This window comes from Saccharothrix sp. S26 (genome assembly GCF_021390395.1).
GTDB lineage: Bacteria > Actinomycetota > Actinomycetes > Mycobacteriales > Pseudonocardiaceae > Actinosynnema.
Genome location: NZ_JAJUWT010000022.1, coordinates 122,651 through 135,290, shown reverse-complemented (window position 1 = coordinate 135,290; position 12,640 = coordinate 122,651). Strand labels below are relative to the sequence as shown.

6 protein-coding genes are annotated in these 12,640 nt (G+C 74.0%); all 6 read right to left on the bottom strand.

The genetic code is table 11. The features are described from left to right. Positions 1-14: 14 nt before the first annotated feature. From LZG04_RS31105 to LZG04_RS31080, 6 genes are read right to left on the bottom strand one after another with little or no spacing between them, the layout of a single operon-like run. Positions 15-2,114, bottom strand: coding sequence for an amino acid adenylation domain-containing protein (locus tag LZG04_RS31105; protein ID WP_233823644.1), 2,100 nt, complete (start codon positions 2,112-2,114; stop codon positions 15-17). Between the two features lie 11 nt (positions 2,115-2,125). After that, the gene (locus tag LZG04_RS31100; protein WP_233823642.1) at positions 2,126-2,821 is read right to left on the bottom strand and encodes a thioesterase II family protein; all 696 of its coding nucleotides are present in this window, start codon (positions 2,819-2,821) and stop codon (positions 2,126-2,128) included. Continuing rightward, positions 2,818-4,086, bottom strand: a complete 1,269-nt coding sequence (locus LZG04_RS31095) for a cytochrome P450 (RefSeq protein ID WP_233823640.1) — start codon at positions 4,084-4,086, stop codon at positions 2,818-2,820. Before LZG04_RS31095 ends, LZG04_RS31100 begins: the two co-directional genes overlap by 4 nt. A 20-nt stretch (positions 4,087-4,106) precedes the next feature. Beyond that, positions 4,107-5,552, bottom strand: coding sequence for an MFS transporter (locus LZG04_RS31090; protein WP_233823638.1), 1,446 nt, complete (start codon positions 5,550-5,552; stop codon positions 4,107-4,109). A gap of 17 nt (positions 5,553-5,569) precedes the next feature. Continuing rightward, positions 5,570-9,151 carry a type I polyketide synthase gene (locus LZG04_RS31085; RefSeq protein ID WP_267938396.1) on the bottom strand — a complete coding sequence of 1,194 codons (3,582 nt, stop codon included), beginning with the start codon at positions 9,149-9,151 and terminating at the stop codon, positions 5,570-5,572. Then, positions 9,148-12,600, bottom strand: a complete 3,453-nt coding sequence (locus tag LZG04_RS31080) for a non-ribosomal peptide synthetase (protein ID WP_233823634.1) — start codon at positions 12,598-12,600, stop codon at positions 9,148-9,150. The genes LZG04_RS31085 and LZG04_RS31080 overlap by 4 nt, the downstream gene beginning before the upstream one ends. Positions 12,601-12,640: the final 40 nt, after the last annotated feature.

The window sequence follows — 12,640 nt, the reverse complement described above, 5'->3', positions numbered from 1 at the left end:
GTGGTGGGGTCGGCTCAGCGGGTCTCGCCGCCGAGCACCGCGACCAGGTCCCGGATGGTCGGGTTGCGGTAGAGCTCGCGCAGCGGCACCGACGGCAGGCCGCGGGCCCGCAGCGCCGCGCCGATGCGCACCGCCACCAGGGAGTTGCCGCCGAGCTCGAAGAAGTCGTCGTCCACGCCCACGGGCACGCCCAGCACCTCGCGCCACACCTCCCGCAGGGTGCCCGCCAAGCCCTCGCTGGGCGGGTCGTCCGCGCCGGTGGCGAACGCGGGCGCGGGCAGGCGGGCCGCGTCGAGCTTGCCGTTGGTGGTCAGCGGCAGCGCGTCCAGCGCCGTCACGGTGGCGGGCGCCATGTAGTCGGGCAGGATCCCGGCCGCCCGCTTGCGCACGCCCGCCGGGTCGCCGCCGGTGAGCACCACGTAGGCGTCCAGGCGCGCGGTCGCGGCGTCGTCGGGGTTCTCCCGCCGCACCACGACGGCCGCCGCCCGCACGTCCGGGTCCTCCAGCAGCACGTTGCGGATCTCGTCCAGCTCGATGCGGAAGCCGCGGATCTTGACCTGGCTGTCGATGCGGCCCAGGTGCTCCAGCGCGCCGTCCGGGCGCAGCCGGCCCAGGTCGCCGCTGCGGTACATCCGGCCGCCGGTGAACGGGTCGGGCAGGAACCGGCGCGCGGTCAGCTCGTCCTGGTTGAGGTAGTGCGAGGCGACGCCCGCGCCGCCGACGTGGATCTCACCGGCGACCCCGGGGGGCACCAGCTCACCGGTGGAGTCCAGCACGTAGAGGTGCCAGCCGGGCAGCGCCGGGCCGACCGACCGGGTCGCCGCCTCGGCCAGCTCCCGGGTCACGGTCTGGTGCGTGACGTGCACGGTGGTCTCGGTGATGCCGAACATGTTCACCAGCCGGCTGCCGGGGTGCCGGTCGAACCACGGCAGCAGCATCCGGGCGTCCAGCGGCTCACCGCCGAACACCACCAGCCGCACCGCGAGCCCCGCTTCGGAGCGGGCGTCCACGTCGAGCAGCTGCGCGAACGCCGATGGCGTCTGGCTGAGCACGGTGACGCGTTCGGCGGCCAGCAGCTCGTGGAACCGGTCCGGCTCGCGGGAGACGAAGTAGGGCACCACGACCAGCCGGCCGCCGGTGAGCAGGCAGACCCAGATCTCCCACACCGAAAAGTCGAACGCGCTGGAGTGGAACAACGTCCACACGTCGTCGTGGCCGAGGCCGTACTCGTCACGGGTCGCGTCGACCAGGCTGATCACGTTGCGGTGCGGCACGACGACGCCCTTGGGCCGTCCCGTGGACCCGGAGGTGTAGATGACGTAGGCCGGGTCGTCCGGGGTCGCGCCGCTCGCGGCCGGCTCGCCGTCCAGGTCGTCGGGCGTGACGACGGTGAGGCCGTCACCTCGTGGGAACTCCGCCAGCCTGGTCACGACCACGCCCAGCGCCGCGTCGGCCGCGGTGTAGGCGAGCCGTTCGGCGGGGTACGCGGGGTCGGTCGGCACGTACACCGCGCCCGCCTTGAGCACGCCGAGCAGCGCCACGACCAGCTCCGCCGACCGCTCCAGGCACACGCCGACGTGGTCGCCGCCGCGCACGCCCCGCGCGCGCAGCCCGCCCGCGACCCGGTCGGCCCGCTCGTCCAGCTCCCGGTAGGTGAGGCGGACCTCGTTGTCGCACAACGCGATCGCGTCCGGGCGTTCGGCCGCCACCCGGGTGAACGCCTCGTGGATCGTGGTGGGCGTGGTGACCAGCTCGACACCGGGACGGCCCAGCGCGGCGATGCGGGCCCGTTCGGCGTCGTCGAGCAGCACGCCGTGGCGGTGCACCGACACCAGGTGCCGGGTGAACTGCTCGACGATCTCCGGCGCGAAGTGCTCCCGGTCGTACGCGGCGCGCAGCTCGCCGCGGGTGACCGTGATGGCCAGCGCGAAGCCGTCGCCGAGACCGACCGCGGTGGTCGGCTCGGCGGCGTGCTCGCCGTCGTAGGCGCGCAGGGTGGTGGCGAGCGCCGCCCGCCAGCCCGGCTCGGCCACGTCGGTGTCGGCGGGCAGCGGCACGGTGAGCGTGCCCGTGCCCCGGCCGCGCCCCAGTCCCCAGTCCGGCGCGTGCGCCACGGTGTTCCCCCTCAGTGGACGGTCGAGTGGATCAGGTCGAGCAGCGCGGGCGCGGAGTCGGTCAGGTACATGTGCCCGCCGGGCACCTCGACCAGCTCGAAGTCGCGGCTGGTGACCTTGGCCCAGCCCGCCGCCTCGTCGGCCGACACCAGCGCGTCGTCGACGCCGCGCACGGCGGTGATGGGCACGGCCAGCGGCTCCTCGGTGGACGGCACGTAGGTCTCGTGCATCTCCACGTCGGCGCGCAGGGTCGGCAGGATCAGCTCCCGCATCTCCGGGTCGTCCAACGCCTCGTGCGCGTAGCCCGCGATCTGCTTCACCCTGGCCAGGAACTCGTCGTCGTCGGCCAGGCCGGTGGCGGTCAGCTCGCGCCGCACGCCGGGCGCGGGCGAGCCGCTGACGACCAGCCGCAGCAGCTCCACGCCCGGCGCGGCGAGCAGCCGGTGCGCGAGCTCGTGGGCCAGCACCGCGCCCAGGCTGTGCCCGAACAGCACCACCCGCGACCCGTCGAGCTGCGCGAGCAGGTCGGGCAGCAGTCCGGTCACGGCCTCGTGCACGTCGGTGTAGGGGTCGAGGTCGATCTGGCGCTCCCGGCCGGGCAGCTGCACGGGCACGACCTCCAGCCGGTCGCCGGCGATCGCCGACCACGGCCGGAAGAACGACGCGCCCGCGCCGCCGAACGGCAGGCACACCAGCCGCGCGGTCACCGCGGCAGCCTGCGGTCGTAGGTGACGGGCAGCTTGGCCAGGCCGCGGCTGGCGGAGTTGTCGAACACCCACTCCAGCTCGTCCGGCTTCACCGCGAGCGCGAGGCCGGGCAGGCGGCGCAGCAGGGTGGTGAACGCGACCTGCCCCTCCACCCGGGACAGCGGCGCGCCCGGGCAGAAGTGCGCGCCGTGGCCGAACGCGAAGTGCCGGATGCCCTGGCGGGTGATGTCGAGCCGGTCGGGGTCCTCGAACACCTCCGGGTCGCGGTTGGCCGAGTTGAGCAGCAGGTGGACGAAGCTCTCCTTGGGGATCGGCACGCCGTTGATCTCCATGTCCTGCGCGGCCAGGCGCAGCGTGCCGCGGTAGACCGGGCCCTCGTAGCGGAGGAACTCCTCGATCGCGTTGTCGACCAGGCCCGGGTCGTTTTTGAGCAGCTCGAACTGGTCGGGGTGCCGCAACAGGGCCTGGGTGCCGTTGCCGATGAGGTTCGCGGTGGTCTTGTGGCCCGCGATGATCAGCAGGATGAGCGTGGAGACCAGCTCGTCGTTGGTGAACACGTCCTCGTCGGTGGCGCGGATGAGGCTGGACACCAGGTCCTCGCCGATGTTCTCGCGGCGCTGCGCCAGCAGGTCCAGCAGGTAGGCCTCGGTCTTCTCGCTGGCCCACTTCAGCCGCGCGTTGGACTCCTCGTCGGCGTAGGGCGCGCCGCTGAGGATCAGGCCCCACTCGTGCAGCGCGGGCCGGTCCTGCACCGGCACGCCCAGGAACTCGCAGATCACCTTCATCGGCAGGGCGAGCGCGAAGTCGTTGAACAGGTCGACCTCGCCGGTCTCGGGGAACGCGTCGATCAGCTCGTCGGTGATCTCCTGGATGCGCGGGCGCAGCAGCTCCATGCGGCGCGGCACGAACGCGCGGCTGACCAGCTTGCGCAGCCGGGTGTGCTCCGGCGGGTCGGCGGTCAGCATGTTCTTGATCAGGATCGGGCTGGACTCGTTGAGCACGTCGCGGAACCACTTCGGGCCGCTGTTGACGCTCTTGGAGATGCGCGGGTCGCCGAACAGCTTCGACACCGTGTCGTAGTCGGCGACCACGTACGCCTCCGCGCCCGGCGGGTGGTTGATCTGCCGCACGGGGCACTTCTGGCGCAGCTCGGCGAACGCCGGGTAGGGGTTCGCGCCGGGCTGGGTGAAGAACTCCGGCGGCAGCGCGGGGCAGTGCCCCGGCGTCGTCTGCTGAGCTCGCGCAGGGTGGGCTTCGGTCGTCATGTGCTTGTCCTCCGAAAGACTCAGGCGGAAAGCTCTTCGGGAGCGGGGAGCTTGCGGATCTGCTGGGACAGCGTCGGCACGGCGGCGATCACGCCCGCCACGGCCATGGTGATGAACACCGACGTGGCGCCGGCCAGGTCGAAGATCGCGCCGATGGCGAAGATGCCGATGGGCTGGGCGATCATGGAGATGAACATGATCGCGCCGATGACGCGGCCCTGCTTCTCGTCCGGCACGAGCGCGGCGATGTAGCCGAAGAACAGCGCGTTCACCACGCCGGCGCGCAGGAAGATGCAGGCCACGATGATGCCCAGCGGCATCGTGCCGGGCACGATCGCGAGCAGCACCGCGGCGACCGGGCCGACCCAGATCGCGTAGGCCATGATCAGCGACGGCTTGACGAACCGCAGCACGACCGGCGCGATCAGCGAGCCGGCCAGGCCGCCGAAGCCCGCGATGGCCAGCGTCGTGCCGATCACCGCCTCCGACGCCTCGCGGCTCTCCGCGGTGGCGATGAGCGCGAGGAACATGCCGGAGTGGTTGAACGCCATGTTCGAGACCATCACCCAGAGGATCAGGATGCGGATGATGGGCTGGCGGGCGATGAACTTGAAGCCCTCCCACGCGCCCCGCTTCTGGCCGCCGGACGGCGCGGGCGGGGCCTGCATGGGCTTGCGGATGAACAGCAGGATCACCGCGGAGGCCAGGAACGCGATCGCCGCGCCGAGGAACGGCAGGGCGCGGGCGATGCCGTAGAGCGCGCCACCGATGGGCGGGCCGGCGACCGTCGCGCCGAAGAACCGGATCTGGTTCTGCGCGGTGGCCTGGGTGAGCTGCGAGGGCGGCACGAGCTGCTTGATCGCGGCCAGGCCCGCCGGGTTGGCCACGCCCAGGCACGCCGACGAGATGATCACGATGGCGAAGATGAGCGGCATGCTGGTGACGCCGCTGAACACCAGCACGCTGAACAGCGCCAGCAGCACGAGCCGGATGCCGTCGGTGAGCAGCATGATCTTGCGCCGGTCGAACCGGTCGGTCAGCGAGCCGCCGGGGATCGACATCAGGCCGGCCACGACCAGCGCGACCGACCCGACCGCGCCCGCGTAGGTGGCCGAGCCGGTGGTGGCGAGGATGAGCAGCGGGTAGGCGATCTCCGCGGACTCCTTGGCGACCGCGGCCAGGAACTGGCTGATCCACAGCGCCTGGAAGTCGCGGTTGCGGAACAGCGGCTTCTCCGGCGCGGTCTGCTCGACCGATGCCGGGTCCGAGGGATCCTGGCCCGCGGATGCCTGGCCCGCGGATGCCTGGCCTGAGGGTGCCTGGCCCGAAGGTGCCTGATCCGCGGGTGCCGACGTCGCGGCCTGCTCGGCGGGCGTCGCGTCCGCGATCACCGCCCGCCCTTCCGGCGCGGTCGGACCACCCGCCGCCGCGCCCGCGGGCGGGGCCGTGGTCCCGGTGGTCGTCACTGCGGGTTTTCCTGCCATCACTGCACCCTCTCGGCGTCGGACAAGGCGGCGAGCAGCCCTTCGGCGAGCTCGCCCACGTGGGGCCGGGCCAACATCGACCAGTGGTCGCCGCCGGCGGAGCGCACCTCGACGCCCCCGCCGTACAGCGGGGCCAGCCGTCGGGTGAGGCGCTGCCGGGCGCGCCGGTCCGCGCCCACCCGGAACACCACGGCACGGGCCGGGACCGGCCGGGGCGTGTACGTGGCCAGCACCTTGGCTTTGGTGCGCAACAACGCGCGCAGCGCCGGGTTGCGGCGCACCTGCGCGCCGATCAACCCCAGCCCCAGGGCGGCGCTGACCTGGATGTGCGCGTGGCTGTAGAGGAACTCCGGGTCGAGCCCGATCGGCACGCCGGGCCGGCCCTGCACGAACGCGTCCAGGCTGAACACCACGTCCACGGTCTCGCCGCGCGCGGTGAGCTGCCGTGCCATCTCGTGCGCCAGCACCGCACCGAACGACCAGCCGCCCAGCGTGTACGGGCCGTGCGGCTGGACCCGGCGCAACGCGTCCACGTGGTGCGCGGCCTGGTCCTCGACGCGGGTGTGCAGCGCCTCCCGCGGCTCCAGGCCGAGCACCGCCCGGTCGCCCAGCTCCTCGGCGAGCTGCCGGTAGCTCAGCACGCTGCCCGCCGAGTCGGCGACCAGCACGATCGGCCGGCCCGTCCCCTCGCGCAACACGACGGAGTCCACCACGTGCACCACGGCCGCCGCGTCCGCCTGGTCGGCCAACGCGGCGAGCGCGCCGAACGTCGGGTCGCGGGTGAACTCGGTGACGGTGACCGACAGGCCGGTCGCCTCGCGGATCTTCGCCATGAGGTCGACGGCCATCAGCGACTCGCCGCCGAGGGCGAAGAAGTCGTCGTCCGGCGCGACCGACGGCACGCCGAGCGCGGCCCGCCACAAGCGCTCCACAGTGGACCGAACCGGCTGCCCCGCGGGCTTGCGCGTCGGTGTGGCCCCAGGTTTCCCCTTGGGGGCAGCCGGTTCGAGCTTCGGTGCGTCGACCTGCGGGTCGTGCGGGGTGAACGAGTAGGTCGGCAGCGAGACCGGGAACACGTCGTCGCGCACCTCGTCCAGCACCACGTCCGCGCCGCGCTCCCACAGCGCGGCCAAGGCCCGCAGCAGGCCGCGCTCGCCGTCCTCGGGCCTGCCCAGCAGCGGCACGGTGAGGTGGCCGGTGTCCCAGTCGCGGTGGCGGCGCAGCGCACCGGCCATGGAGGTGCCGGGGCCGAGCTCGAGGAACGTGTCGCAGCCCGCCGCGAGCACGGTGGCCAGGCCGCCGTCGAGCAGCACGGGCCGGCGCAGCTGCTCGGCCCAGTACCCCGGCCCGGTGACGGCGTCGGGGTCGGCCCAGTCGCCGCTGGTGTTGGACACGAACCGCAGCCTCGGCCGGGTGCTCGGGGTCGCCGCGACGGCCTCGGCCAGCACGGCGGCGGCCGGTTCCATCGCGGCGCAGTGCGAGGCCTGCTTGATGTTGAGCGGCCGCACGTCCAGGCCGCGCAGCGCGTCGCCGTCGAGGACCGCGTCCACGCGGGCCGAGGGGCCGGAGATCACCACGCCGCCGGGCCCGATGACGGCGACGGTGACGCCGCTGTCGTCGCCCAGCCGCTGCCGCACCTCGTCGGCGGGGGCGTTGACCGCGGCCATCCGGCCGGGTTCGGTGGCGGCCATCGCACTGGCGCGCTGGAACACCAGCTCGGCGGCGTCGGTCGGCGACCACAGGCCGGCCAGGGTCGCGGGCGCGTACTCGCCGATGCTGTTGCCGAACATGGCGTGCGGCCGCACGCCCCAGTCGGCGAGCTGGCGGCCCAGCGCGTAGCCGAGCGCGAACAGGCCGAGCTGGTGGTTGACGATGTCGGCGAACCACTCGTCGGTGGCGGCCTCGCGGCTGACCACCGGGGTCAGGTCGATGCCGTGGCGGTCGCGCACGGATTCGCGGATCTCGTCGAAGCCGCCGCGGAAGCCGGGCAGCAGGCGGTGGGCGGCCTCCCCCGCGGCGTGCCCGAGCGGGCCGTGGCCGGGGAACAGGAACGCGACCTTGTCGAGCCGGCCGGGCGGGGCGGGCTCGCCGGCCTGCTCCAGCAGGCTCGCCGCCTCGGCCGGGTCGCCCGCGACGAACGCTTGGCGGTGCCCGTGCGCTCGCCGGTCGGCGAGCGTCCGGGCCACCTCGGGCAGGTCGAGCTTCGGCTCGGACCGCAGCGCTCGCGCGAGGTTGTCGCGCATGCGTCCCAGGGCGTCGGTGGACGCCGCGGACAGCGCCAGCACGCGTGCGCCACGACGGGCGACGGGTGCGGTGCGCAGCGGTGCTCCCTGCACGATCACGTGGGCGTTGGTGCCGCCCACGCCGAACGAGCTGACCGACGCGAGCCGGGTGCCGCGGTCGGGCCACGGCTGCGTGGTCGTGACCACCCGGAACGGGGTGGCGTCGAGGTCGAGCAGCGGGTTGGGGCTGCCGTAGTGCAGCGTGGGCACGAGCTCGCCGTGCTTGAGCATCAGCACGGTCTTGATCAGGCCCGCGACGCCGGCCGCCGAACCGGTGTGGCCGAGGTTGGACTTGACCGCGCCCAGGTGGCACCAGCCGGTGGCGTCGGTGGAGTCGCGGAACACGTCGGTCAGCGCGGACACCTCGACCGGGTCGCCGAGCTTGGTCGCGGTGCCGTGCGCCTCGACGTAGTCCAGGTCGGCCGGGTCGACGTCGGCGACCTTCTGGGTGTAGCGGATGACGTCGCTCTGGCCGGGGATGGACGGCGCGGTGTAGCCCATCTTCTCCGCGCCGTCGTTGTTGATCGCCGAACCCAGGATCACGGCGTCGACGCGGTCGCCGTCGCGCAGCGCGTCGTCGAGGCGCTTGAGCACCACCACGCCGACGCCCTCGCTGGGCACGGTGCCGTCGGCGTCGGCGTCGAACGGGCGGCAGTGGCCGTCGCGGGACAGGATGCCGCCCGGCTCGTACAGGTAGCCCCACTCGCCCTTGCCGGTGACCGCGACGCCGCCCGCCAGGGCCACGTCGCACTCGCCGCCGCGCAGCGCGGCCGCGGCCAGGTGCACGGCGACCAGCGAGGTCGAGCACGCCGACTGCACGTTCACCGCCGGGCCGCGCAGCCCGAGCTTGTACGCCACCCGGGTGGCCAGGAAGTCCTTCTCCGTGCCGATGTACTGGGCCAGCTCGCTGAGCTGGTCGTCGGCGCGGGCGGCGACCTTGTCCGCGCCCGCGTACACGCCGATCCAGCCGGGGAACCTCGTCGGGTCGATCGCCGCGTCGTCCAGGGCGGCGGTGGCGGCCTGGAGGAACACCCGTTGCTGCGGGTCGATGTTGGCCGCCTCGGCCCGGCTGTAGCCGAAGTAGGACCAGTCGAAGTGGTACGGCTCGCGGATCGTGCCCATGGCGGGCACGAAGTTCGGCCGCCGCACGTAGTCGGGGTCCGCGCCGCGCCGGATCAGGTCCTCGGGGTCGAAGCGGGAGATGCCCTCCACGCCGCCGCGCAGCAACGCCCACAGCTCGCGGACGTCGTCCGCGCCCGGCAGGCGGGCGGCCATCCCTATGACGGCGACGGGGGTCATTTCGCGCCCGCCCGGTCCACGAGCTGCCGCAGGCCGGCCGGGGTGGGGGTGCGCAGGAAGTCGCGCAGCCGCAGCGTGACGCCGAGCCGGTCCTTGACCAGCTTCACCAGGCGCACCGCGCCCATGGAGTTGCCGCCCACGACGAAGAAGTCGGTGTCGGCGTCGACCGCGGTGGTCGGCTGGCCGCCGATGGCCTCCACGAACAGCGGCACGAGGCCCTCGTCCGCGCCGCGGTCGGCCACGACCGGTTTCGGGGCGCGGTGACCGGCGGGCGCGGCCTGCGCGACGAGCGCGCGGCGGTCCACCTTGCCGTTGCCGGTCAACGGGATCCGGTCCACGACGGCCCACAGCACCGGCACCATGTAGGCGGGGAGCCGTTCGGAGAGGAAGTCCCGCAGCTCGGCGGTCCCCGTCTCCTCCTTGAGGACCACGGCGGCGACCAGGCGCTTGTCGGCGCTGTTGTCGCCGGTCACGGTGACCACGGCGTCGTGCACGTCCGGGTGGGTGACCAGGGCGTCGCTGATCGCGGACAGCTCGACCCGGTAGCCGCGCAGCTTGACCTGGTCGTCGCGGCGGCCCAGGAACCGCAGCCGGCCGCGGGTGTCGAGGCGCACCACGTCGCCGGTGCGGTAGAGCCGTTCGCCGATCTCGGGCGAGAAGTGCCCGAACGCCCGCGCGGTCTCCGCCTCGTCGTCGAGGTAGCCGACGGCCAGGCCCTCCCCCGCCGCGTACAGCTCGCCGACCGCGCCGGGCGGCACGCGCCGACCGCGCTCGTCCAGCACGTAGACGCGGGTGCCGGGCAGCGGGGTGCCGATGGGCAGCGGGCCGTCGACCTCCTCGGGGTCGCTGACCGAGTACGTGGTGGTGAACGTGGTGTTCTCGGTGGGCCCGTAGCCGTTGGTGACGACCAGGCCGGGGTGCCGCCGCAGCACGCGGGCGACGTGGTCGTGCGGCACGACGTCGCCGCCGGACAGCAGTTGGCGCAAGCCCGCGAACGAGTCCGGCGCGAACTCCTCGACCAGCCGGAACAGGCCCGCGGTCAGCCACGCCACGGTGACCTCGCGCTCCAGCAGGAAGTCGCCGAGCTCGCTGGGCGTGGGCAGGCCGGCCGGGTGCACCTCCAGCGCCGCGCCGGTGAGCAGCGCGCCCCACAGCTCCAGCGTGGACGCGTCGAACGCCAGCGGCGACAGCCGCAGCACCCGCTCCCCCGCGCCGAGCCGGACGAAGTCGGCCTCGTGCACCAGCCGCACGACCGCGCGGTGCGGGATGGCCACGCCCTTGGGCTGCCCGGTCGAGCCGGACGTGAACGCCACGTAGGCCAACCGGTCCGGGTCGACGGACAGGACGCCCGTCGGCGCCGGGTCGGACACCGCGGTCGACCCGCCCGCCGCCCGCGTCCCGTTCCCGCCAGGCACCACGTCCGGCCCGTCCGGGGCTTGCGTCCCGTCGGCGGTCCACGTGGCGTCCCAAGTGGACACCACCGGCACACCGGGCACCCGATCCGCCGCACCCTGGGCGATCAACGCCGCCGTCGGCGCGGCCTTGGCCACGATCTTCGCCGTGTGCGCGGCCGGCAGGCCCAGGTCGACGCCGACGTAGGCCGCGCCCGCCCACACCACGCCCAGCACCGCGACCACCTCGGCGACCGACCGCTCCACGCCGACGAGCACCCGGTCACCGGGCCGCACCCCGGCCTCGCGCAGCAGCCCGGCCTGGTGCGCCGCCGCGTCGGCCAACTGCCGGTAGGTCAGCTCCACGTCGCCCTCGCGCACCGCCACCGCGTCGGGCGTGCTGCGCGCGATGTCGCGGAACAGCTCGTCCAGCGACGCCACGGGGAAGTCGCGGCGCGTCTCGTTGATCCGGTCCAGCGACGCACGCCGTTCCGGCGCGACGCACCGCACCTCCTCCAGCGCGCCGCCGGCGGCGGCCAGCTCCGCCGCCGCGGCCTGGAAGTCGGCCACGAAACCCTCGACCTCGGCCACGCCCCACACGGCGGTCGCGTACTCCAGGTGCCCGGCGAGCGTGGGTTCGGACTGGCGGATCAGCAGCGACAGGTCGAACTGCGAGCCGCCGCCGTGCCCCTCCTCGACCCGGATCTCCAGCCCGGCCGCCTCCAGCCGCTGCGGCACCAACTGGTCGTGCATGCCGAACGTGGCCTGCACCAGCGGGTGGCAGCCCAGGCTGCGCTCGACGCCCAGGCGCGACACCAGCTCCTCGAACGGCAGCGAGCCGGCGTCGATGCTCTGCGCCAACGAGTGGTGCACCGCGCGCAGGTAGTCCGCGACCGGCGCGTCGTCGTCCACGTCGATGCGCACCGGCACGAGGTTGCCCGCCACGGCGATCAGTTCCTCCAGCTCGGAGCTGCCGCGGCCGGTCAGCGGCACGCCGACCAGCAGCCGGCGCGTGCCGGTCCACCGGCTCAGCGTCAGCCCGTACGCGCCCAGCAGGAACGCGAACGGCGTGATGCCCAGCTCGCGGGCCCGCCGCAGCACCGCGGCGCTGGTGTCCAGGCCGAAGTCGACGGTCGTGCGGTCGCCGGCGGCGTCCTGCAACGCGGGCCGTTGGCAGTCCGCGGGCAGCTCCAGCACGGTCGGCACGCCGTCGAGGTGCTTGATCCAGAACTCGGCCTGGCGGTCCCACTCGCCGGCGGCGCGCGCCCGCTTTTGGTGCCGCAGCAGCGCCCGGGTCGACGGCGCGACCCCGGTGAACGGCGCGGCCTGCCCGAGCGCGAGCGCGTCGTAGTGCGCGAACAGCTCCTTGAGCAGCAGGCCGACCGCCCACCCGTCGAGCACCATGTGGTGCGCCATCAGCACCACGGCGTCCTGCCGCGTGCCCGTGACCCGCAGGAACCGGAACGCGGGGGCGGCGGCCAGGTCGAACGGCAGCCTGCCGTGCTCGGCGGCCAGCGCCCGCACGTGCTCCTCGAACCCGTCGCCCTCGTGCGCCACCGCCGTGATCTCGGCGGTGTGGTGGTCGAGCACCTCGGTGGCCACGTCACCGTCCACCTCGCGGTAGACGGTGCGCAGGCCGGGGTGGCGGGCGACGGTCGCGGCGACGGCCCGCTCGAACACCCGCCCGTCCAGCCTGCCCTCGGTGCCGGGCACGACGAAGCAGGTGAACACCAGGTTGTAGGGCGAGCCGCCGGTGAGCCGCTCGATGAGCCACATGCCGCGCTGCGCGTGGGACAGCGACTCCGCCGGGGCGTCGTCGGTCGGGGCGGGCTCGGCGGGCGCGGTGACCACGCCCGCCTCGGCGAGGACCTCGGCCAGCGGCGCGTCGCCGAGCAGCGCGGCCACCGGGATCCGCACGCCCAGCCGCTCCTGCACCAGCGCGGCCAGGCGCATGGCGCGTAACGAGTCGCCGCCGAGCCCGATGAAACTGCGGGTGGTGAACGCCGAGGTGTCGACCTCCGGACCGAGAACAGCGGTCGCGTACTGGGTGAACGTCATCGCCTGCCTGCCCCTCCAACGCAGAGCGGAACTACCGGGT

What these genes read in the sequence shown, in the direction of transcription:
- LZG04_RS31095 (WP_233823640.1), bottom strand. Translation starts at nt 4,086, where the DNA reads ATGACGACCGAAGCCCACCCTGCGCGAGCTCAGCAGACGACGCCGGGG.
- LZG04_RS31085 (WP_267938396.1), bottom strand. Translation starts at nt 9,151, where the DNA reads ATGACCCCCGTCGCCGTCATAGGGATGGCCGCCCGCCTGCCGGGCGCG.
- LZG04_RS31080 (WP_233823634.1), bottom strand. Translation starts at nt 12,600, where the DNA reads ATGACGTTCACCCAGTACGCGACCGCTGTTCTCGGTCCGGAGGTCGAC.